This is a genomic window from Sulfitobacter sp. M39, assembly GCF_021735935.1.
GTDB lineage: Bacteria > Pseudomonadota > Alphaproteobacteria > Rhodobacterales > Rhodobacteraceae > Sulfitobacter.
Genome location: NZ_WMDZ01000002.1, coordinates 70,669 through 91,887, shown reverse-complemented (window position 1 = coordinate 91,887; position 21,219 = coordinate 70,669). Strand labels below are relative to the sequence as shown.

Below are 21,219 nucleotides of genomic sequence, written 5' to 3'. Positions count from 1 at the left end.
ATCGGCATCACTGTTCTCCGCATTTCCGGAATGTCAGGTATCATCCTCACATTCTGTGCATTCGGCCTCGGCGCTTTGGCGGTTCTCGCTCTGCCACCATTCTCGATGCCGGTGCTTTTGCCCGTCGCGTTTGGCGCGCTGTATCTCCTCACGGTCGGAGAGAGCCGCATGCGGGCCGGACTTGCCGGATGGGCGTTCGGCGTTGGCTTCTTCCTGTTCGGATTGTCCTGGATCGCGGAGAGCTTTTTTGTCGACGCGGAGCGGCTCGGCTGGATGGCCGTTCCTGCGGTGGCTGGACTGGCCGCCGGCCTTGCGCTGTTTCCGGCGGCGGCAATGGCAGCGTTCGCATGGAGCAGGACGAAAGGTGTCTCCGGCGCATTGATCTTCGCGGTCTGCTGGTCGGTTTCGGAATGGCTGCGCGGCACCATGCTGACAGGCTTTCCCTGGAACCTGATCGCCTATGCATGGGCCGACTACGATATTCCACGCCAAATGGCCGCATGGGTTGGCAGCTACGGACTTGGCCTCGTCACAGTTCTGCTGTCGGTCCTGCCCGTAACGCTCCTCATGCGGAATCGTCGGCAAAATGCGTTCGCCGCATTTGTTTTCATGTCGGTGGTGGGGGGTGCCGGAACCCTCGGTACGGTTCGCCTTATGGCCACCACACCGCCAACAGACACAACCGTCAGGATCGTTCAGGGAAACATTCCTCAGACGGAGAAATGGGACCCCGCGTTCCGCGAACGGAACATATCCCGCTATCTGGACCTGTCTGCGCAGTCTGGCAGCTTCGACGTCCTTCTCTGGCCCGAAAGCGCATTTCCCGGTTATCTTGATGAGAATCCTGAAATGTTGGGTCGAATTGCCGAACGTCTGCCTGAGGGCCGCGTTCTTCTGACCGGTGCACAGACGCGCGAGTCGGACGGCACTGGCACACGCTACAGAAATTCGATCCTCGCAGTCGATCAGACCGGACAGATCGTCACGCGATACGCCAAGCATCACCTCGTGCCGTTCGGGGAATACGTTCCCCTGCGGAGTTTTCTTCCGATCCAGCGATTGACCGCAGGGCTTGGGGACTTCACGCCCGGTACCGGACCCCAGACCGTTGAGCTACCCGGTTTATCTCCGGTCGGCCTTTCGATCTGCTACGAGGCCATTTTTCCGGGACGTGTCGTAGACGCCGCTTCGCGTCCGGACTGGATATTCAACGCCACCAATGACGCTTGGTTCGGTGCGTCTCTCGGTCCCCGGCAACATCTGGCCTCTGCCAGGATGCGCGCGGTCGAAGAGGGGCTGCCTTTGGTTCGCGCGGCCAACACGGGCATTTCAGCAGTTATCGATGGGTACGGCCGGATCGTCGCCCGGCTCGGGCTCGATGAGACCGGCGTGCTGGACGCCTGCTTGCCAGTTGCGCTCCCGGCCACGCCATTCGCGAAATACGGGCAGATGATGTTCCTGCTCGTTTTGGCAGCGTGCATCGCGGGTGCCATTGGGTTGACTATTGGAAAGGAAAAGGCACCATGATCGTGATCTTCGGAGCATTGGTCGGCGCCGCATGGGGCGGATATCTCGCCAAGAAGTGTGGCGGCAACAGGCTGGACATCGCCCAGTACGCGGCAAGTTCCGCGATCGCATTCGGACTCCTGGCGTTGTTCGCCTCGATCGTTCTTGCACGGGTTCTATGAACCGCCGTCCAAGGCCGGATAGGCGCTAGGCGAATATGTCGATCGGCGTCCCGTCCCGCACCATCGCGTAGATATCCTCAATTTCGCGGTCCGACACCGCGATGCAACCCGCCGTCCAGTCTGGCTTGATCGCGTCGATCCCGGGTCGTGGCCCGCCATGGATGAAAATGTCGCCGCCTGGCTCACGTCCCTGTGCAGCGGCGAAGGCGATATCGGCCTCGTTCGGATAAGAGATTCCGATGGAGAGATGGAACAGACTGTCGGGATTGCGTCGGTCGACGGTATAAGCCCCTTCGGGCGTTTTCCCGTCACCCTCGAACTGCTTGGGCCCCTCGGGCGCGAAACCGAGGTCTATCCTGTAGGCTTTCAGGACCGAGGTATTGTTGAACAGGAACAGGTTCCGGTCACCTTTGAACATCTGCAACCGGGTGACCTCGGGCCCATCGTAGGTTCGGAATTTGCTGGCGCACCCTGCAAGGCCAAGTGCAAGTCCGCCCAAGAGTGCCGTTCGTCGTGTCGTTTTCATCATGTCGTCCGCTCGATCTTTTTACCTGTCCACTCATATCGGTATCGGTATGCTTGATCAATCAATGGCCGTGCGCCATCTTCTCTCCCACTTTCTCTCCCCCGGACCCGTCTGGCCGGTCCTTCTTGGCCCGGAGCAGCCTGAGCGCGTTGGCGACAACCAGCAGCGAAACGCCGACATCCGCAGCGATGGCACCCCACATTGTTGCCATGCCGAACGCTGTCAGCCCGACGAACAGCGCCTTCGTCGCAAGCGCAATAGCGATGTTCTGATGGATGACGTTCATGGTGCGGCGGGAATGGCCTATCAGCCATGGCACCTTGGCGATGTCGTCCGTCATCAGGGCGATATCGGCGGTCTCAATGGCGGCATCCGATCCGACCGCACCCATGGCGATGGCGAAATGCGCCCGCGCCATGGCAGGTGCGTCATTCACACCATCTCCGATCATTGCCACGACATCGTAACTGGCAACCAGTTCTTCGATTGCCGCCACCTTGTCTTCTGGCAGCAGTTCTGCGCGAACCTCATCGATGCCGACTTCCGCCGCCACGGCGCGCGCCGTGCGTTCATTGTCGCCGGTCAGCATGATGATCTTTTGCACGCCTTGGGCATGCAGACGCGCCACGACCCCCTTCGCATCCGGGCGGATACGGTCGCGCAGTTCGATCAGGCCCAGCAGGCGGCTTCCGGAGCCTACGGCCACGAGTGTGCTGCCAGCCCCTTCGATCCGTTCCAGCAGGTCGCGGGGGATCGCTTCGCCAAGCCCCTTCTCGGTCGCAAATCGATCCGAACCGAGCCAGACGGGCTGACCCTCCCAGGTTCCCTCGACACCGCGGCCCGGCACCGTTTGGGTGTCGGTAGCCGCCGACTGCGTCAGCCCATCGCGTTCGCCGCGCACCAGGATGGCCCGCGCGAGAGGATGCGAAGAGCGGGCTTCCAGCGCGACAGCGGCGCTCAGAAGGTCGCGCTCGGCCGTGCCGCCCAAGGGATGCAGACCCGCGACCTCCGGTTCTCCCATGGTGATCGTCCCGGTCTTGTCCATTGCCAGAGCTGTCAGGCGTGACGGCGCCTCCACATAGGCACCGCCCTTGATCAGCACGCCATTGCGTGCCGAGGCCGCGAGCGAAGCGACGATGGAGACCGGCGTAGAAATCACGAGCGCACAGGGGCAAGCGATTACCAGGAGAACCAGTGCATTGTAGAACCAATAATTCCATGCCCCCGCGAACAGCAGCGGTGGAACGACGGCGATTAGAACCGCCAGCACCATGACAATAGGCGTGTAGATGCGGGCGAACTTTGTGACCCACTGTTCAACCTCGGCGCGGCGCGAATGAGCGTCGCCTACCATACGGATGATTTTCGAGAGCACGGTATCGCCTGCGGCCTTGGTGGCCCTGACCGTCAGTGTGCCGTCGCCGTTGATCGTTCCGGCATACACTTCATCGCCAGTTTCCTTTGCCACAAGAGCACTTTCCCCGGTAATCGGAGCCTGATCAACATCGCCGCGACCCTCGGTCACCTCTCCGTCGAGCGGGATACGGTCTCCGCCGCGCACCACGAAGCGGTCACCGATCGCAACCTGAGCCGCAGGAACATCGGTCTCCGATCCGTCGTCACGAATGACGCGCGCCGTGGGTGGTGCTAGGTCCAACAGGGCCGAGACCGCGTTGCGCGCACGCCCCACGCTCCAGGATTCGAGAGCGAGGGACAGAGCAAAGAAGAATGCGACCGTTGCCGCCTCGAAAAACTCGCCCAGACCGATCGCCCCGGCCACGGCGACGATCATCAGCAAATTCATGTCAGGCGAAAATCTACGCGCGGCGGACCATGCTTTGGGGGCGACCAGCCAGGCTCCGAACACCACCGCCAGCATGAACAGCCCCATCTCGACCAGAGGCATAGACGTCTCGCCATGACCGGAGAAGAGCCGCAGCGCGCCGCCCGCCCCCGTCTCGACGATGTGGTAAAGGAACCCCGCGGCCCAGAAGCCGCCGCTGAGCCCGGTGAAGAGGCGTTGACGTGCGAAATGGGCCGCCTGGTCCGCTTCGGCGCTTTCAGCATCCCACATCTTCGCGCTCATCCCAGTCGACCCGACGATCTTGATGATCTTATCGTCGCTGAGCGGTTTGGCGCTTTTGAGGATGGTCATGCGCCCGTTGATCACATCGAAGGCCAGATGCTCGCTGCCGCCGACTTCCGGCCCGACGACCTTGTTCAGGATCGCGACCTCTTCCGCACAATCCAGCCCGTTAACGCGAAAACTGCGTCCGGAGGATGGTGGAGGTGCTGCCACCTGCGCGGTGTCTTCGGCCGTCTGGCCGCAGCAAGCCTTTGTGTCTTTGCGATCATCCTGATGACCGTGCGGATGCGTGTCTGGACCGTGGTGGGACATGGGAAACCTCTGAGAATAAGCGTTGAGCCAAAGATAGGAGCTTCAGTTGCTAGAGGTTCAAGAAGTTTCTTGGGATGTTCTGTGCTTAAGGCCATCACAATCAGCACTGTACCTCCTCTGAACTGTTCGGGCGCGACAGCGAGGCGATTGGACTTGACCTTCCATCTACGGGAAGCACTATTTGCGGACCCAGTGTAGTTTTTGAAAGGCTGGGAAATGGATCAGATAGTAGGCAAGGATGCGTCAGAGCGGTCGTCGGATCATGCCGTGGATCCGGTGTGCGGCATGTCCGTCACAATTTCTCCGGACGCACGCCGTGCAGACTATGACGGTGAAATTTTCTATTTCTGCTCCGACAGGTGCCACACCAAGTTCAAGGCTGATCCAGTTTACTACGCCTCTGGCAAGGCATCGGATCGTCGCATGACCTCACAAGCAGGCGCGCAGTATACATGCCCGATGCACCCTGAAATCGTACGTGATGAACCCGGATCTTGCCCGATCTGTGGCATGGCGCTTGAACCGATGTTACCGTCGGATGAACCCAGTGAGGAACTGACCGACTTCACCCGCCGCATGTGGATCAGTGCCGCCGCGGCCGTTCCCCTGGTCATCCTAACCATGGGTGAGTTGGTCGGTCTGCCCGTCCGAGACTGGATCGGGCATCAACTGGCGACCTATGTCGAGTTCGCGTTGGCGACACCAATCGTCCTATGGGCGGCGAAACCCTTCTTCGAGCGGGGATGGGCGTCGATCGTGAACCGCTCGCCCACCATGTGGACACTGATCTCCATCGGTGTCGGTGCGGCCTACATCTATTCGCTGGTGGCTACGTTCCTTCCGGGCGTGTTTCCGGAGGTCTACCGGATGGGCGCGGGGGTCGGCACCTACTTTGAGGCCGCCGTTGTCATCATCACCCTGATTTTTGTTGGGCAGGTTCTGGAGCTGAGGGCGCGGGAACGGACCGGCGATGCCATTCGGGCACTACTCGACCTGGCCCCGAAAACTGCGCGACGTATCCTGCCCGACGGCACAGAGTATGACGCGCCGCTGGAAAACATCGTTGAGGGGGATCGTCTGCGGGTCCGCCCAGGCGACGCGATCCCCGTCGACGCCACGGTCATGGACGGTACGTCGTCCATCGACGAGAGCATGATCACCGGCGAACCCCTGCCGGTCGAAAAAGGTCCCGGCGATACCGTCACCGGCGGCACGATCAACAAGAACGGATCCCTTGTCATCGAGGCCGCGCGCGTGGGTGCCGACACGATGCTGAGCCAGATCGTCGAGATGGTTTCGAACGCGCGTAGGTCCCGCGCGCCGATTCAGGGTCTTGCCGACAAGGTCTCATCCTACTTCGTGCCGACCGTTGTCCTGATCGCGCTGCTCGCATTCGTCGCGTGGCTGAGCTTCGGACCCGAACCTGCTCTGGTCTTTGCCATTGCCTCGGCGGTGTCGGTGCTGATCATCGCCTGCCCCTGTGCTCTGGGTCTGGCGACCCCGATTTCGATCACGACGGCCGCGGGGCGCGGTGCACAGGCGGGTGTGCTGATCAAGGACGCCGAAGCTCTGGAACGCATGGCCAAGGTCGATACGCTGATCGTGGACAAGACGGGTACCCTGACCGAGGGGAAGCCGAAGCTGACCGATGTGGCCGCTCTGGGCGACGAAAGCGAGGAAACCATTCTAACCCTAGCTGCCGCCCTGGAAAAAGGCTCGGAGCACCCGTTGGCGGAGGCCATCGTGGAGGGTGCGATGGAGAAGGGCATCAAGGTCGGCAATGCCGAAAACTTCGAGGCGGTGACCGGAAAAGGCGTGCGCGGAACTGTCTTGGGGCGGGCTGTCGCACTTGGAAATACCGCAATGATGCGCGACATGTCTCTCGACACATCTACGGCGGAGGAAGCGGCAGATGTTCTACGGGCCGAGGGTAAGACCGCCATGTTCGTAGCCATTGAAGGTAAGCTGTCCGGCATCGTCGCAGTGGCCGACCCGATCAAGGAGTCGACTGCCGAAGCCATCAAGGTACTGCACGAGGCAGGTCTGCGGATCATCATGGCGACAGGTGACAACGAACGCACCGCCAGCGCCGTGGCGCAGCGGCTTGGAATCGACGAGGTTCGGGCCGGCGTTCTGCCGGAAGATAAGAAGGCGCTGGTCGACGAGCTGCACGCCGAAGGCAGAAAGGTCGCGATGGCGGGTGATGGTGTCAACGACGCGCCAGCCCTGGCCGCAGCGGACGTCGGCCTTGCCATGGGTACGGGCGCGGACGTGGCGGTTGAAAGTGCGGGCATCACGCTGTTGCGCGGGGATCTGAACGGCATCGTCAAGGCGCGGACACTGGCGGTGGCGACGATCCGCAACATTCGCCAGAACCTGTTCTGGGCGTTTGCCTATAACACGCTCGGTGTTCCAATCGCGGCAGGGGTCCTCTACCCGGTCTTCGGCCTATTAATGTCACCAATGATCGCCGCAGCCGCGATGAGCCTTTCTTCAGTCTCGGTCATCGCAAACGCTCTCAGGCTGAGGCGATTGAAGCTTTAGCGGGTCCGCGTTTTGAACGTGAAGTAGGTCAATTATCCATTTCAGCAAAACGTGTATTGCTGGTCTGTCAGAAATCCAACATAGCTGACCGATGATACTCAAAACGCGCCTTTTTGTGCTTACTCTTTTGATTGGCGTTGTTCTGGCGCAAATCAGTCATGCGTCCATTTCAAGCGTGGATTCAGGGTCTTCGATGGTCATGCAAAGCGATTGCTGTCCAGATGACTGCCCGGACATGCCGGAATGCGATGCTGCTTGCATTTCGACGATGCAATGTCGGGTAGCCCCGATTGTGCTGGGGCTGGAACGAGCAACTCTAGCGAGCTTGCCGAGCCCCGGAAACGCAGAGTTCTCACGGGCCGAGGCGGCAGCGCACCGACAACATGCGGACATTGAGCTTCAAAGACCGCCCAAGGCATGACGGGTCAGGTGTCTTTCGCACCAAAATCCACGCGCCGATGTAACGTATAGACTCAGGGTCGATACGATGGCTGGCGTTCCCGTTGCCCGTCAAAATAGGCGTATCATGCTCCGTTATATCCCCACCTTTCTTGCGACCCTCGTGGTTGCGACCCAGCTCTCCGTGCCGATAGCACAGGCGGCTGCATCTGATTACAACCTTGTTCTCGTCGAAACGACCTATCCCTTCGGAGACGGCGCGGTTCTGGAGCTTCGTCTGATTGATACCCGCACCAATGCGCCCGTCGAAGGCGCCGTCATCTTTGCCACAAGGCTGGATATGGAGCCGGACGGCATGGAGACGATGACTTCGACGGTCTTGGCGTTGCCCGGCGAAGAGCCGGGTCTCTATCGCTTTTCCGCCGATCTGACGATGGACGGAAACTGGCGGTTTTCCGTTGCGGCCAAGGTGCAGGGCGAACCTGAAACTGTTCAGGCGCAAATCGTGCTCGAGGTGCTGCCATGAGCGTCTTTGGCAAATTGGTGCTTATCGGCGTGGTTGGCGGCGCGGCTGGATGGGCGGGCCTCGCGGCAGGCGTCAAGGGTTGGACGCCTGCTATGCTGGCAAATGTGGCGCAGACGCAATTCCCCGCGCTGATGGGACGGCAAGCTGAAGCAATGCCAGCCGCAACCCGAACGCCGACAGGCCCGGTCATCTACTACCGACACCCTGACGGTCTCGCCGAATGGTCCGCCGCGTCGACCGAGACTGCCGATGGAAAGTCCTTTTTGCCGGTCCTGGCGAACGAAGACGTATCGTTTGATCCAGAGGCGATCACGCCTCTAGAGGCAGAGAGTGGCGAACGAACCCTACTCTACTACCGCCACCCGATGGGCCTGCCTGATACGTCGCCGGTGCCAAAGCTGGATTCCATGGGGATGGACTACCTGCCCGTCTATGCCGACGAGGTAAGCGATGCCGGATCAGTGACCGTATCGCCCGGCAAGCTGCAACGCACGGGCGTGCGTACGTCAATTGCAGTGTTTGATCCCATGGCAACAACAGTGCGTGCGCCGGGGATCGTCGCGCTGGACGACCGTAGAGTCAGCGTCATTTCATTGCGTGCGGATGCGTTCATCGAAGAAGTTGAGGATGTAACGACCGGATCAATCGTTGAAGCGGGCGAACCGCTGGCGATGCTCTATTCCCCAGAGGTCGTCGCCGCTGCGGCGCAATATGTTTCCGACCTTCGGGGCGGTGAAGGGAGGGTCGAAGGCAGCCGCCAAAGGCTGGCAAATCTGGGCGTCCCAGCAGCCGTCATCGACAAGATCGCGGCGGAAAGGCGTACGCCGGTGCAAATCACTCTGATGGCACCGCGGTCGGGCGTGGTACTCGAACGGATGGCCGTCGAAGGCATGATGTCCGAGGCCGGAGAAACGCTGTTTCGTATTGCCGATACATCGGTTGTCTGGGTCATGGCGGACGTGCCGGAATCTGCGCTCGCGGGCCTTTCGGATGGAAACGCTGCGACGATCACCTTCCCAGGCCTGCCGGGCGAGACCTTCAGCGGCTTGATCGACAAGATATACCCTGAAGTCGATATGCAGACCCGGACTGCACGCGTCCGCATCGATCTGTCCAACCCCGAGGGTCGCTTGCTGGTCAACATGTTCGCGGATGTGGTTTTGGCGACGGGCGACGGTGCGCCCGTGGTGCAGGTGCCGGAAACGGCGGTGATCGACACCGGCGATCGCCAGGTGTTGATCCGCGATATGGGAGAGGGGAAATTTGTGCCGCAGGATGTGGTGCTGGGGCGGCAGGCCGCCGGGATGGTGGAAATCCTTGAAGGCATTGTGGAGGGCGACCGGATCGTCACCACCTCGACCTTTCTGATCGACGCGGAGAGCAACCTGAACGCAGCCCTGGCTGCGCTGACCGCCCCGGAGGCAGTCGAATGATCGCGCGTGTCATCGAATGGTCCGCCCGCAACCTTGTTCTGGTGTTCTTTGCCACGGCCCTGATCATCGCCGCAGGGGTCTGGTCACTGCGCAACTTGCCGATCGACGCTATTCCCGACCTGTCTGACGTGCAGGTGATCGTGCTGACCGATTATCCGGGCCAGGCTCCGCAGGTCGTCGAGGATCAGGTCACCTATCCGCTGACTTCGGCGATGCTGACGGTGCCGCGATCCCGCGTCGTGCGGGGGTTTTCGTTCTTCGGCATTTCCTTTGTCTACATTATCTTCGAGGACGGCGTAGACCCCTATTGGGCACGGTCTCGCGTTCTGGAATACCTGAACGCCGCGGCAGCCCGCCTGCCGGACGGCGTGACGCCCACGCTCGGTCCCGATGCGACCGGGGTCGGATGGGTTTACCAATACGCGATCACCGGAGAAAATCTGTCGCTGGCCGAATTGCGGTCGTTGCAGGATTGGGTCGTCCGCTTTGGTGCAAGCCGTGCCGAGGGCGTGTCCGAAGTGGCCAGCGTCGGCGGCTTCGTCAAGCAATACTCGGTCACGGTGGATCCGGTGCGGATGCGGGCGCAGGGGTTCACGCTGTCCGACATCGGCAAGGCCATCTCTGAAAGCAACATGGACACCGGCGGGCGCACGGTAGAGCTTTCCGAGTTCGAATTCATGGTACGCGGACGGGGCTATCTGTCGGGGACCGAGGATATCGGCAAAATCACCCTGCGCAGTATCGGCGGCGTCCCGATCAGCCTGCGCGACGTGGCGCGGGTCGAAATCGTCCCCAATGAACGCCGCGGCATCGCCGAGTTGAACGGTGAGGGCGAGGTGGCCAGCGGCATCGTGCTGCAACGGGTGGGCGCCAATGCACTGGACGTGATCGAAAACGCCAAGTCAGAACTGGATGTGGTTGCTCAAAGCTTGCCGGACGGGGTCGACATCGTGCCGGTCTATGACAGGTCCAACCTGATCCTGTCGGCAATAGAGACGCTGAAAACAACGCTTCTCGAAGAAAGTCTCGTTGTGGCCGGGGTCACGATCATTTTTCTGTTGCACGTCCGGTCGGCCCTCGTAGCGATCATCATGCTGCCTATCGGATTGCTCATGGCGTTCACCGCGATGAAATTCCTCGGGATCGGGGCCAATATCATGAGCCTCGGCGGCATTGCCATCGCCATCGGCGCGATGATCGACGCCGCCATCGTGATGATCGAGAACGCGCACAAGCATTTGGAACGTGCTGCCCCCGATAAGCCCCGCATCGAGGTGCTGATCGAAGCCGCAAGCGAGGTCGGCCCGGCACTGTTCTTCAGCCTGCTGATCATCACCGTATCGTTCCTGCCGATCTTTGCACTGGAAGGACAGGAGGGACGCATGTTCGGCCCGCTGGCCTATACCAAGACGTTTTCGATGGCGGCGGCGGCGTTCTTGTCGGTGACGCTGGTGCCTGCGCTGATGGTGGTCTTCGTGCGCGGCCGGATCATCCCTGAACACAGGAATCCGGTGAATCGGGCACTCATCGCCGTTTACCGCCCAATCATCCGCGCCGTGCTGAAGGCCAAAAGTCTCACGATCATAGTGGCTCTCGCCGCACTGGTGGTCACGATCTGGCCCGCGCGGCAGTTGGGGTCAGAGTTCATGCCCGTCCTGAACGAGGGCACGCTGATGTATATGCCGACCACTTTGCCCGGTCTGTCAGTCACCAAGGCCGCAGAGTTGATGCAGACGCAAGACCGCATCATCAAGACCTTTCCCGAGGTCCTGACCGTCTTCGGCAAGGCGGGCCGCGCCCTGACCGCGACCGATCCCGCGCCGACCGAGATGTTTGAGACGATCATCCAGCTCCGCCCGGAAGACGAATGGCGGCCCGGTGTGACGACCGAAAAGCCTGCGGCAGGAAATGGATGCCGCCCTGCAATTTCCCGGCGTATCGAACGCCTGGACGATGCCGATCCGGGCGCGCATCGACATGCTGTCCACCGGAATCCGCACGCCTGTGGGGATCAAGGTCTTCGGCACCAGCCTGACCGAGATGGAAAAGGTCGCCCGTGAGGTCGAAGCCGTGGTACGAACGGTGCCCGGAACGACCAGCGCCTATGCCGAACGGGTGATCGGCGGCTATTACCTCGACATCACCCCGGACCGTACAGCGCTTGGCCGCTACGGTCTGTCGGTGCAGGATGTGCAAGAGGTAATCGGCATGGCGTTGGGGGCCAAGGCCATCACGCAGACCGTCGAGGGGCGCGAGCGCTACGACGTCGCAGTGCGCTATCCGGCGACACTGCGGTCTGATCCGGAGGCGATTGGGCGCGAGGTTCAGGTTGCACTGCCGGGCGGTGGCACCATTCCGCTGGGGGACGTGGCCACCATTGAACGCACCCGCGGAGCTACGTCGATCCGCACCGAGAACGGACAGCTTGCCGTATATATCTTTGTCGATATCGTCGGACGCGATCTTGGCGGCTATGTGGCCGAAGCTCAGGCGGCGGTCGCGGCCTCCGTCACTCTGCCACCCGGCTATTCTTTGGGCTGGAGCGGTCAGTTCGAATACCTTGAACGCGCGAAACAGCGGCTGGCCACTGTTGTGCCGCTGACGCTGGCGCTGATCTTCCTGCTGCTTTACCTAAACTTCCGCCGCCTGACGGAAACCTTGATCGTGATGCTGTCGCTGCCTTTCGCTCTGGTCGGTGGCATTTGGCTCATGTGGTTCATGGGCTTCAACATGTCGGTTGCGGTGGCCGTCGGGTTTATCGCGCTGGCCGGGGTGGCGGCTGAAACCGGAGTGATCATGTTGATCTATCTCGATCAGGCGTTGAATGAAGCGCGTGCCCGCGCGGGCGACAGGGACCTGACCCGCGACGAGCTCTACGCCGCGATCATGGTGGGTGCAGTAGACCGCGTGCGCCCCAAGATGATGACAGTTGTCGCAATCATGGCCGGCCTGATGCCGATCCTTTGGGCGCATGGCACCGGGTCCGAGATCATGCAGCGCATCGCAGTGCCCATGATCGGGGGAATGGTGTCGTCAACCTTGCTGACCCTGATCGTCATTCCGGCGGTTTATGCCATCATCAAAGGGTGGAGCCTGAAGCAAGCCGGTACAGTGCCTGATTTGGCCCTCGGGCGGGCCGCAGAATAAGGGCAACGGCGTCAAGCAAGCAATAGGATATTGAGATGTATGCTCGAAACCTATGGAGTCACCGCGACTTCGACCATGCGGATTGTAGTGTCCCCATCCCCGCCGCCGGTCGGCTGCGTCCAGGCCACAAACGTATTGGCGTCTCCGCGCGCCATTCGGGGAAAACCGATCGATCCGCCGCCCCGATTGATATGGAGCGCCTGAGGCGCTGCGCATCCGGTACTTCGCGATATGTGGCACATGACGATCGCTTCACCGCCTCCCACATATTCAATCCAGAGCGCCAATGCGCTTCCATCCGGCATTTGCAGAACATCCACCCGTCCCGCGGCTGTGCCGAGGTCAATGCGGAGCGGTTCGTCAAACTGCGCGCCGCCATCGTCCGAAAACGCGATATAAACCTCCGGTTTATTCTCAGCTGCAGTGAACCAGATGACGGACACCTTGTCGTCCATCGTATCAACAGCTGGGCCATTTACGGGGCAGCCGGCAATTTCCCATCCGTCGTCGTGAACAGTGAGGGGTTGCGTCCAGTCCCCTCCGGTAGATCGAACAATCGAAATGTCGCGGATTTCATCGGCGGTTCGATCACGATAGACCGCCACGATATCGCCCGAAGCGGTCCGCGCTGCGGACGTCTGACAACAAGTACAAGCGCGCGCGTCCAACAGGCTTTCTGGCTTCATCGTTCCGTCAGAGTTGATCTGTCGTGCGCGCAGCTGCATCGCATTCTCGAAGTTTTCGCCTTCTGTTTGACTGTCATACTCCCGGCCATCCAGCCACAGTGCCGTCAACCCGCCAAACTGATCGGGAACCAACGAAACAAAACCGTGCTCGCGTTGTGATCTGTCATCATGGGGAATAAGCGGTTCCGTCCAGCTTCTGCCTTCATCTTTAGAAAAAGCGATATTGACGTCATATTGGTAATCACCCTCCCCATTCAGTTTAAGCCATTGTGCCGCCAGGCCGCCATCAGCCAGCACCGCTACCGATGGAAAATCGGCCCAGTTGATGTAAATCTTTGACGATTTATGAATTGTGCGAGCGTCCGACCACTCGCTGCCATCAAGGATGGCCATGCGAACTTCCGCTTCGGCTCCGTTTTCTTCTGTCCAACTCAATACGACCCGGCCATCCGGCAAGGTTGCAAGTGATGGCTCACGGGCACCGATGCCGACCGGGGCTGCGCGGTCGGTCAATCTGAAGAGGTCGGTTTCCTCGGCATATGTTGCGGTGAAAGAACTGAAAAATGCACCAATACTCAATATGGATGCAGAAAGACATTTACTCATGAAAACGTTCTTCCGCCAGTTGTGGCCATGTCGCGGCGAACCTAGTAGTCGTTGACCGCGAACCAAACTCCACCCTCTTATCTGTCGAAACGGCTTAATTGATCCCATTGGCACGCTGCAATGCTCGAATGTACGTCACGATAGCAAGGATATCTGATCGCGTCACGCCTTCAACCGCTGGCATGTTTCCAAATTTCCAATGATGCGCCCGCACTCCATTTTGCGCAGCGAGGACAAACGCCATGTCGCCGTGATGGCTCGGCTCATAGATCTTGTGAACAAGCGGTGGAGCAACGCCATCCAGGCCTTGCCCGTTCGGGCCATGGCAGGCGGCACAGACCGCATCATAAGCGCTCGCGCCGATTTGCTCCTGCTCTGTAAAACTTGCTGGTAGCGTGACAGTTACAAGCGCGCCTGCGGGAAGCGCGACGCCCTCATCCGTCTGCGTACCCGTTTGAGAGTAATCCGGCTGCATGATGTACCAGCCTGCTGAAGCAACGGCGATCAAAGCAAAGAATATCGCTGCCCATTTCATCCCATCAAACTCCTTCATGATGTTGCTATGGCCCCCTGCCCTACCAAAGACAGAGCTGGGTATCTCTGCTTGGATCGCTCGAATTGGCCAGCCTCTTGTGGCGCAGTGTTGTCTGGCTGAGCATGCCCCAATGGCTGAATCGATTTGTTTAAAAAGGCCATGATTTCCTGATACCGGATCCGCGTGTCTTCCAGCGTCTGATAGTAGTTGAAGAGCTCTTTCAGCGGTGCCGAGAAGTCCTTGTGTGCTGCCAGGACGGCCACCAGCGCGCCGAGTGTAATGCGACCTTCGATGACAAAATATCCACCCAAAGAGTAGAACAGGAATGGCGTCAGCGCGGTCAGAAAATTGTTGAGGGCCTTGATGAAGAACTTCAGACGGAAAATCTTCCTGCGCACGCGCTCAAGCTCTCTAAAGCTTGTACTCACTGGCAGCAGCCCGGCCGGATTGACCTGTCGTTCGCGCAACTGATCGCTGAGCTGCCTGCCAAGTTGTCGGACTTCCCTGATCCTTGTGCGTGAAAGGGCGTTGACCCGGCGTTGTAGCTTGGGCAGCAGCACGAGTTGAATTGGCAGCACCGTCAGTGCGGCGGCACCCAACACAGGGTCCTGAACGAACATGAAAGACAGGATCGTCAGAAGCGTACCGCCTTGCAGGATTGGTAGCGCAAGGACATCTGCAGCAAAGCCACCTATGGGCTCAACTTCCTGTGCGAGAATAGGGATGATTTCGCTCTGGTTTCGAGCGTCTGGATCGCTGCGCCAGTGCCGATAGACCAGCAGGCGGAAGCGCCGCAGAAAACGCTCAGCGACATACCCTTTGAAGACATTAAGGCCATATTTGTTTAGCCCGTTCAGGATGATCGCCAGAAGGTAAAGACCGCAAAGCAGCATGAGGAAAACGACCTGATCGAGGTCTTGTCCCAAAATGGCAATCGGGAAACGGCCTGAATCCAGAGCGTTGTTTACGATCTGTTTTGGCAGTTCTAAAGTCAGATAGAGTATAGGCATTGCGATGAGGCTAACCAATATCATCAATGCCTGCTGACTTCTGGAGTAGCGCAAGACAGTCTTGAAAAGACTTTTTTCAAGCCCTCGTATGGGCTCTGTGTGTAACGCCGGCGTGCTGCGGTACTTCCAAAGCTTCAGAATGCCGCGAATAGCAAGATATGAGCCAACGGTGATCAGCAGCGCGGGGGCCAAGACCAGTATGAGATGAATGAACGGATGCACCCAGTCTGGCGTGGCATCGTTGTAGTCGTACCCAAAGGCGGCAGCTACGTCGTGTACAAGCAGGTGATACCTGTCCAAGAGTGACATTGAAAAGTCTAGCCCTTGGATTTCGGCGCAAGGTGGTCGTGCACGATGATGACGCCCCACATGCCCGCTTCCCGGTGGCCGGGGATCAAGCATACGAACTCCAGGTTGGCCATATCGGAGAACTCCCAGATCAACTCGGCATTTTGTCCACTAGGGATCGAAACTGAATTGGCGTTGTCATGTTGCATATCGGGATGTTCGCGCATCCACTGCTGGTGTTCTGCAACCTCGTCAAAGGAGCCAAGAAAGAACTCGTGATCCAGTCTGCCGGCATTGCCGATCGAAAACCGGATGACCGACCCCCTTTCAATCTGGATCGCGTCCGGCTCGAAAAGCATGTAGCCGCTTTCTGTCTCCCTGATGGACAATTCAATCGTCCTGTCGATCGAGGAGCCATCACCGGGTTTCCCGATCGGATCATGGCCAAGCATTTCGAAGGCTCGGGCGTGAGGCTGCTGGCCCTTCCCACTGGAAGCGCCTACTGAAAAAGCCGGAAGGACGAGCGCAAGGGCGATGGTGCAGGTTCTCAGGAAATTCTTCATGCTCGGCTACCTCCGTAGCGCTTGATTTTATGGGATCTTCTTGCTTGCTCGGGCCAAGCGATCAAGGCGATGGGGCCGGAGTGTTTACCCCCGACCCCATTGTTTGTAGTTACTTCATCTGCGTGACGGTCAGTTTACCCTTGACCCGGTCAGCGACGAATTCGATGCCCTGACCTTCCGCCATCTTGGCCATCATTGCTTCGTCGGCGCGAAACACCATAGTCATCGCGGGCATATCGAGGTTGACCAGAGGGCCGTGGATGATTGTGACCTTGCCGGCCTTGGCGTCGATTTTCTTGATGGTCCCGCTCGTGTATTCCACGTCAGCTTGGGCCGTCTGGTCACCGACTGCGACCTCACGGTGCATGCCGGATTCGTAGTGGCCAGGGATCAGGCACGCCGCTTCGAACGTACCAGAATTCGCGAAAGTCCAGACAACCTCACCCGACGCGCCCGCATCGAGACGGATACGGTTCGGATCGTCGTGTTCCATATCCATCTTGGCCATTTCGATCTTGTGCTCGGCATTCCGCTCTACCGTGTCGAGGACGAATTCATGCTCCAGCTCACCCTTGTTGGTGATGTTGAAGCGGATGGTTTCGCCCTCCTTGATATCCATCGGCTCACTCTCGATCAGCATCTGGCCCTCATCGTTTTCGAGCAAAGTGACGTCGATTGTGCGGTCCACCTTGGCGGCGTCACCAGGGACACCGATGTCCATCTGCGGTGCCGCCGTTTCAGCTTTGCTGGTATGCCCGGGAGATGCATAAGCGCCCGTGGCAAGTGTGAGAGTGATGGCCGTGCTGAGAAGTATCTTTTGCATTTTATTGTCCTGTAGGTTGGTTAGGTTGGAGATGACGAAGGGCCGCTCAGCCCTTCGAGGTTGGTTTCGGTGTGAGAATGGTCTTGGGGCTGTTGTTGGAGGCAAATTCGGGTAATTCGCCGGTCCATTCGTAGGCCATCTCGCCCGGAGGATTCTCGTACCAGCCGGGATCGGAGTAATCGTCCGCGTCGATGCCGTCCCGCACCTTCACGACCGAAAACATGCCGCCCATCTCGATGGGTCCGTACGGGCCCCAACCCGTCATCATCGGGATGGTATTGTCGGGTAGCGGCATTTCCATTTTTGCCATGTCCCCCATGCCGGACATGCCCATCGGCATGTATTCCGGCTGGAATTGACGGATCTTCTGGGTCAGCGGCTTCTTGTTCACCCCGATGAACGTCGGCACGTCATGGCCCATGGCGTTCATCGTATGGTGCGATTTGTGGCAATGGATCGCCCAATCTCCCAGATGATCGGCGACGAATTCGTAGGCGCGCATCGCACCTACGGGAATGTCGATGCTGACCTCCGGCCACTGTGCTTCAGGCGGCACCCAGCCGCCATCCGTGCAGGTGACCTTGAAGTCATAGCCGTGCATATGGATCGGGTGGTTCGTCATCGTAAGGTTCCCAACCCGTACTCGCACCCGGTCGCCCTTGTTCACGACCAGCGGATCAATGTCGGGGAAGATCCGGCTGTTCCAGGTCCAAAGGTTGAAATCCGTCATCGTCATGATGCGGGGTACATAGGTACCCGGATCGATGTCGAAAGCATTCAGCATGATCAGGAAATCACGATCCACCGGCATGAATGTGGGATCCTTGGGGTGGACCACGAACATGCCCATCATCCCCATCGCCATCTGGGTCATTTCATCGCCGTGGGGGTGGTACATGAACGTTCCGGACTTCACCAAGTCGAATTCGTAGACGAAGGTTTTGCCCGGCGGGATGCTTGGATGGCTCAATCCGGAGACCCCATCCATGCCTGAAGGAAGAATGAGCCCGTGCCAGTGCACCGTTGTGCCTTCCGGCAGCTTATTGGTGACGTAGATGCGCACCCGGTCGCCTTCGACTGCTTCGATCGTCGGGCCGGTGGATTGGCCGTTGTAGCCCCACAAATGCGCGATCATGCCGTCGGCAAGCTCGCGTTCTACCGGTTCGGCCACGAGGTGAAATTCTTTCACCCCGTTGTTCATCCGGTGCGGCAGGGTCCACCCGTTCAATGTGACCACAGGTGTGTAGTCCGGCCCGGAATTGGGACGCGCCGTGATCGCCGTTGCTGCGCTATCCATTTGGGCAGCTTCGGGCAGGCCCATGTTCAGGGTTTGACCCCAGGCTTTCGAAGATACCAGCGTTGCACCTGCCGCGCCGGCTCCGAGTAATTGACGTCTATTTAGCATGTCAGTTCCTTTCAGTGTCCTGCGCCGCCACCGGCGGCAAGTGTCGCGCCTTCTCCACCAGCACCGCCACCGCCTTCGCCGCCGCCATAGATCGCAGCGGTCAGATCAGCCTGTGCCATGTAGAATTCGCGTTTTGCGTTTGCCGCTTCCAGTGATGCGCCCAGTTTCTCGCGCACGTCTGTCAGCAGCTCGAAAGTGTTGGTGATCATGCCGTTATAAGACAGCAGCCCCTCTTCTTCGACGGTCGTGCGTAGCGGCACCAGAACGTCGCGATAGTGGCGGGCGATCTTATACGCGGCGTGATAGGAGGCTTCAGCACCACGCGCTTCGGACCGCACGTTGACGGCTCTTTCTGCCAGCACGTTAGCTGCTTGCAGGTACGACAATTCCGCCTTGCGCATCCGTGCCTTCCCGGTGTCGTAAATCGGGATTGCGAACTCCACCTCCACCTGAGGGGTGGTCACGGTCTCCGTTTCTCCGTCCTCAATTTCCCGCTCCGCTTCGAACCCGGCAATGAATTCGAGATCGCTGATAATGCGAGTCTGATCAGTCAGACCAAACGCCTTGGCCTGTGCTTCCAGGCCAAGTTTGGCAACGCGCAGATCAACCCGATTTCGCAATGCTTTCGCTTCGATGTCAGTCACACGGCCGACGGAACGCGGCAGCGCAGGAAGGGCATCGGGCACATAATAGTCGACTTCGGTGCCCCACAGCCCCATGAGCCTGGTCAAAGCCTCCTTGGACCGGGTAGCACTCAATCGTGCCTGGGCAAGTTGTCCAGCGAGTTCGGCATTGAATGCCTGCTCGCGGGCCTGTCCAGCTTTGTTGAGTGCGCCGGTCTCACCCAGCCTCATAGCCAATTCCGATCCGGCGTCAGACGTCGCCTTCGCACGGCGGAGATAACTCACAGCCTCGAAGGCGGCTACGGCATCGACCCATGCCTTCCGCGTCTGATTGGCCAGTGCGAGTGTGTCGTTCACGGCGCTCAGTTGAGCCTGCCGGAAGTTTGCGTCTGCAATGGCCGTACGCTGCTTGCGAGTGGTGGCATCGAGCACGTTCGACCGGATCAGTCCCTCGATCGCCCTGTAGGCACCCAGTTCGGGCGCACCGATGCCCAGTATACCAATCGACACGATCGGGTTTTCCGGCGTCGATTGCTGCCAGGCCTCTGCGGCCGATAGGCCAACGTTCGCATAGGACGCCTGCAACCCTTTGTTGTTCAGAAGCGCGACCTGAACGGCGGTGTCCGCCGAAATGGTCTTGCGGTACACCATTGCGTGCACCTGCTTCTTCAAGGCCTCGTTTTCGGCCTGGGTTTCGGCGAAGGCTGTCCGTTTGCCGATGGCTGGTGTGACCTGGCTGGAAATGTTGGCAAAGCCAGCTTTTGGTTCCGTGTAGATGCCCGGTACAGCTGCAGCACAGGCACCCAAGATTAGCGGAAAGCCGAAAACCAGCGGAAACTTCGATACCCGCATCAGTTGCCCTCCGTCTGTTCTTGATTGACGGAACGCCAGTCGCGGGGACCTGTAGGGCCGCGATAGGTGTAGCCCGCCAAGGGGTCCTGATAGCTGATCGGCGATGAAACTGCCGTGTTGACGACGGCCTGTTGGGTCGCGACGGACGGCAACGGGGTGGGCTCATAGGCGCATGCGCCAAGCCCGAGGGCCGAAGCCCCCATAAGTATATGAATTTTCATGAAAGTAACCTGATTGGTGAACGTTGTCTCACGCAGAATCTGCGCAAGGCTCACACCCGATTTGGGCGCCGGTTCAGATCAAGAATCGAGGGGGCCGAAGAAACCCTGCTGTTTCTACCGAATACGTTTGACCGTCCAGAATGACATATTCACTTGTACCAACCGGCTCTGCTCTGATCCTAGTGTCTTCGATGAAGACGACAGAAATACAGATGCCGTTGCAACACTCTTGAGATTGTTGCTCTTTGCCATCCTTGTCGGACGCTGCGATGTCAATGTCGCTTGCGACCCTAAGCGTCTCATGCGCGTGATGCGCATCGCTTCCGGTGTCATGAGTCATGGCAGCACCAACGACACCAACAGACTTGGCTTGATGTCCGTCATGCATGCCGGATGCCGCGTGAGCGGCAGAAGGTGGTGACAATACCAATGCCAGCGCAAACGCAATGCACGTAAACACCCTTGACCAGCTTGATATGAAAACTCGAAAGCTCATGCCGCGAACATCGGAGACCTGTGCAGTACAGTCAATCCGTCCTGCGCAGGAAGGTTTGTCGCTTTTTTTGAAACAGGCGAGTTTTGGCCGCTGCTGTCAGAGAGTGCTGCATATCAGCGACATAGAGAGAGAGCCACTATCTCCGTCCAGCGGAGCGTTGCTGACGCATCTTGGCTACTGAACCTCTGCCAGCTTCTCAGACCTGTAGCCCGCATCGCTGATCGCTGCGGCCAATGCAGTTTCATCCAGAGTGCTGTCGACGTCGACGATACGTGCAGTCAGATCGCACGAAACCGTTGCATCTGGGTCGGCCGCCATAATGGCCTTTTGGATGGAAGCGGTACAATGGCCGCAACTCATGTTCGGTACGCTGAATTTGAACATCGCAATCTCCTTTGACGACATGCATGTAAGGCGTTCCGGCGCGGGAAGGTCAATGGCCAGAATTTT

At 59.2% G+C, this 21,219-nt stretch carries 19 protein-coding genes; 7 read left to right on the top strand and 12 right to left on the bottom strand.

Going from position 1 to position 21,219, the window contains the following annotated elements; genetic code table 11:
- Nucleotides 1-30: 30 nt before the first annotated feature.
- Both lnt and GLP43_RS15395 read left to right on the top strand, forming a co-directional pair.
- Nucleotides 31-1,527, top strand: a complete 1,497-nt coding sequence (gene lnt, locus GLP43_RS15400; RefSeq protein ID WP_237280036.1) for an apolipoprotein N-acyltransferase — start codon at nt 31-33, stop codon at nt 1,525-1,527.
- Entirely contained in the window at nt 1,524-1,688 is a 165-nt protein-coding gene (locus GLP43_RS15395) for a hypothetical protein (RefSeq protein ID WP_237280035.1), read from the top strand. Before lnt ends, GLP43_RS15395 begins: the two co-directional genes overlap by 4 nt.
- A gap of 25 nt (nt 1,689-1,713) precedes the next feature.
- On the opposite strand, the gene GLP43_RS15390 is transcribed toward GLP43_RS15395, so the two are convergent.
- On the bottom strand, nt 1,714-2,214 hold the full coding sequence (locus tag GLP43_RS15390; RefSeq protein WP_047998128.1) for a L,D-transpeptidase family protein: 501 nt from the start codon (nt 2,212-2,214) through the stop codon (nt 1,714-1,716).
- A gap of 61 nt (nt 2,215-2,275) precedes the next feature.
- Nucleotides 2,276-4,612 (bottom strand): heavy metal translocating P-type ATPase, encoded by a 2,337-nt coding sequence (locus tag GLP43_RS15385; protein ID WP_237280034.1) that lies wholly within the window; start codon nt 4,610-4,612, stop codon nt 2,276-2,278.
- Nucleotides 4,613-4,828: 216 nt separating this feature from the next.
- Between GLP43_RS15385 and GLP43_RS15380 the strand changes: the two genes are divergently transcribed.
- The 5 genes from GLP43_RS15380 to GLP43_RS16355 all read left to right on the top strand — a co-directional run bounded on the left by GLP43_RS15380 (nt 4,829) and on the right by GLP43_RS16355 (nt 12,661).
- A complete protein-coding gene (locus tag GLP43_RS15380) occupies nt 4,829-7,156 on the top strand; it encodes a heavy metal translocating P-type ATPase (RefSeq protein ID WP_237280033.1) in 2,328 nt (775 codons plus the stop codon).
- Nucleotides 7,157-7,682: 526 nt separating this feature from the next.
- The gene (locus GLP43_RS15375; RefSeq protein ID WP_007120878.1) at nt 7,683-8,081 is read left to right on the top strand and encodes a FixH family protein; all 399 of its coding nucleotides are present in this window, start codon (nt 7,683-7,685) and stop codon (nt 8,079-8,081) included.
- Nucleotides 8,078-9,514, top strand: coding sequence for an efflux RND transporter periplasmic adaptor subunit (locus tag GLP43_RS15370; protein WP_237280032.1), 1,437 nt, complete (start codon nt 8,078-8,080; stop codon nt 9,512-9,514). The genes GLP43_RS15375 and GLP43_RS15370 overlap by 4 nt, the downstream gene beginning before the upstream one ends.
- Nucleotides 9,511-11,574, top strand: a complete 2,064-nt coding sequence (locus tag GLP43_RS15365; protein ID WP_272903309.1) for an efflux RND transporter permease subunit — start codon at nt 9,511-9,513, stop codon at nt 11,572-11,574. The genes GLP43_RS15370 and GLP43_RS15365 overlap by 4 nt, the downstream gene beginning before the upstream one ends.
- Entirely contained in the window at nt 11,468-12,661 is a 1,194-nt protein-coding gene (locus tag GLP43_RS16355) for an efflux RND transporter permease subunit (RefSeq protein WP_272903308.1), read from the top strand. The genes GLP43_RS15365 and GLP43_RS16355 overlap by 107 nt, the downstream gene beginning before the upstream one ends.
- 50 nt (nt 12,662-12,711) lie before the next feature.
- Here GLP43_RS16355 and GLP43_RS15360 read toward each other — a convergent pair whose 3' ends face one another.
- The 10 genes from GLP43_RS15360 to GLP43_RS15315 all read right to left on the bottom strand — a co-directional run bounded on the left by GLP43_RS15360 (nt 12,712) and on the right by GLP43_RS15315 (nt 21,153).
- Nucleotides 12,712-13,953 carry a sialidase family protein gene (locus GLP43_RS15360; protein ID WP_237280031.1) on the bottom strand — a complete coding sequence of 414 codons (1,242 nt, stop codon included), beginning with the start codon at nt 13,951-13,953 and terminating at the stop codon, nt 12,712-12,714.
- Nucleotides 13,954-14,047: 94 nt separating this feature from the next.
- Nucleotides 14,048-14,506 carry a c-type cytochrome gene (locus GLP43_RS15355; RefSeq protein ID WP_237280030.1) on the bottom strand — a complete coding sequence of 153 codons (459 nt, stop codon included), beginning with the start codon at nt 14,504-14,506 and terminating at the stop codon, nt 14,048-14,050.
- The gene (locus GLP43_RS15350) at nt 14,503-15,807 is read right to left on the bottom strand and encodes an ABC transporter transmembrane domain-containing protein (RefSeq protein ID WP_007120883.1); all 1,305 of its coding nucleotides are present in this window, start codon (nt 15,805-15,807) and stop codon (nt 14,503-14,505) included. The genes GLP43_RS15355 and GLP43_RS15350 overlap by 4 nt, the downstream gene beginning before the upstream one ends.
- 8 nt (nt 15,808-15,815) lie before the next feature.
- Complete coding sequence (locus tag GLP43_RS15345) at nt 15,816-16,349, bottom strand: cupredoxin domain-containing protein (RefSeq protein WP_007120884.1); 534 nt, start codon at nt 16,347-16,349, stop codon at nt 15,816-15,818.
- Nucleotides 16,350-16,458: 109 nt separating this feature from the next.
- Complete coding sequence (locus GLP43_RS15340; RefSeq protein ID WP_237280029.1) at nt 16,459-17,172, bottom strand: copper-binding protein; 714 nt, start codon at nt 17,170-17,172, stop codon at nt 16,459-16,461.
- A 46-nt stretch (nt 17,173-17,218) separates the two neighbouring features.
- Nucleotides 17,219-18,577: a multicopper oxidase family protein gene (locus tag GLP43_RS15335; RefSeq protein ID WP_007120886.1), complete on the bottom strand. Its 1,359-nt coding sequence runs from the start codon at nt 18,575-18,577 to the stop codon at nt 17,219-17,221.
- Nucleotides 18,578-18,588: 11 nt separating this feature from the next.
- Nucleotides 18,589-20,052 (bottom strand): TolC family protein, encoded by a 1,464-nt coding sequence (locus tag GLP43_RS15330; RefSeq protein ID WP_007120887.1) that lies wholly within the window; start codon nt 20,050-20,052, stop codon nt 18,589-18,591.
- The gene (locus GLP43_RS15325) at nt 20,052-20,273 is read right to left on the bottom strand and encodes a hypothetical protein (RefSeq protein ID WP_237280028.1); all 222 of its coding nucleotides are present in this window, start codon (nt 20,271-20,273) and stop codon (nt 20,052-20,054) included. The genes GLP43_RS15330 and GLP43_RS15325 overlap by 1 nt, the downstream gene beginning before the upstream one ends.
- 73 nt (nt 20,274-20,346) lie before the next feature.
- Nucleotides 20,347-20,769, bottom strand: a complete 423-nt coding sequence (locus GLP43_RS15320; protein ID WP_237280027.1) for a hypothetical protein — start codon at nt 20,767-20,769, stop codon at nt 20,347-20,349.
- A 174-nt stretch (nt 20,770-20,943) separates the two neighbouring features.
- On the bottom strand, nt 20,944-21,153 hold the full coding sequence (locus tag GLP43_RS15315) for a heavy-metal-associated domain-containing protein (RefSeq protein ID WP_007120889.1): 210 nt from the start codon (nt 21,151-21,153) through the stop codon (nt 20,944-20,946).
- Nucleotides 21,154-21,219 lie beyond the last annotated feature (66 nt).

What these genes read in the sequence shown, in the direction of transcription:
- GLP43_RS16355 (WP_272903308.1), top strand. Translation starts at nt 11,468, where the DNA reads ATGCCGATCCGGGCGCGCATCGACATGCTGTCCACCGGAATCCGCACG.
- GLP43_RS15335 (WP_007120886.1), bottom strand. Translation starts at nt 18,577, where the DNA reads ATGCTAAATAGACGTCAATTACTCGGAGCCGGCGCGGCAGGTGCAACG.
- GLP43_RS15380 (WP_237280033.1), top strand. Translation starts at nt 4,829, where the DNA reads ATGGATCAGATAGTAGGCAAGGATGCGTCAGAGCGGTCGTCGGATCAT.
- GLP43_RS15375 (WP_007120878.1), top strand. Translation starts at nt 7,683, where the DNA reads ATGCTCCGTTATATCCCCACCTTTCTTGCGACCCTCGTGGTTGCGACC.
- GLP43_RS15340 (WP_237280029.1), bottom strand. Translation starts at nt 17,172, where the DNA reads ATGCAAAAGATACTTCTCAGCACGGCCATCACTCTCACACTTGCCACG.
- GLP43_RS15345 (WP_007120884.1), bottom strand. Translation starts at nt 16,349, where the DNA reads ATGAAGAATTTCCTGAGAACCTGCACCATCGCCCTTGCGCTCGTCCTT.
- GLP43_RS15390 (WP_047998128.1), bottom strand. Translation starts at nt 2,214, where the DNA reads ATGAAAACGACACGACGAACGGCACTCTTGGGCGGACTTGCACTTGGC.
- GLP43_RS15325 (WP_237280028.1), bottom strand. Translation starts at nt 20,273, where the DNA reads ATGAAAATTCATATACTTATGGGGGCTTCGGCCCTCGGGCTTGGCGCA.
- GLP43_RS15330 (WP_007120887.1), bottom strand. Translation starts at nt 20,052, where the DNA reads ATGCGGGTATCGAAGTTTCCGCTGGTTTTCGGCTTTCCGCTAATCTTG.
- GLP43_RS15355 (WP_237280030.1), bottom strand. Translation starts at nt 14,506, where the DNA reads ATGAAGGAGTTTGATGGGATGAAATGGGCAGCGATATTCTTTGCTTTG.
- GLP43_RS15370 (WP_237280032.1), top strand. Translation starts at nt 8,078, where the DNA reads ATGAGCGTCTTTGGCAAATTGGTGCTTATCGGCGTGGTTGGCGGCGCG.
- GLP43_RS15320 (WP_237280027.1), bottom strand. Translation starts at nt 20,769, where the DNA reads ATGAGCTTTCGAGTTTTCATATCAAGCTGGTCAAGGGTGTTTACGTGC.
- GLP43_RS15350 (WP_007120883.1), bottom strand. Translation starts at nt 15,807, where the DNA reads ATGTCACTCTTGGACAGGTATCACCTGCTTGTACACGACGTAGCTGCC.
- GLP43_RS15360 (WP_237280031.1), bottom strand. Translation starts at nt 13,953, where the DNA reads ATGAGTAAATGTCTTTCTGCATCCATATTGAGTATTGGTGCATTTTTC.
- GLP43_RS15315 (WP_007120889.1), bottom strand. Translation starts at nt 21,153, where the DNA reads ATGTTCAAATTCAGCGTACCGAACATGAGTTGCGGCCATTGTACCGCT.
- GLP43_RS15395 (WP_237280035.1), top strand. Translation starts at nt 1,524, where the DNA reads ATGATCGTGATCTTCGGAGCATTGGTCGGCGCCGCATGGGGCGGATAT.
- lnt (WP_237280036.1), top strand. Translation starts at nt 31, where the DNA reads ATGTCAGGTATCATCCTCACATTCTGTGCATTCGGCCTCGGCGCTTTG.
- GLP43_RS15365 (WP_272903309.1), top strand. Translation starts at nt 9,511, where the DNA reads ATGATCGCGCGTGTCATCGAATGGTCCGCCCGCAACCTTGTTCTGGTG.
- GLP43_RS15385 (WP_237280034.1), bottom strand. Translation starts at nt 4,612, where the DNA reads ATGTCCCACCACGGTCCAGACACGCATCCGCACGGTCATCAGGATGAT.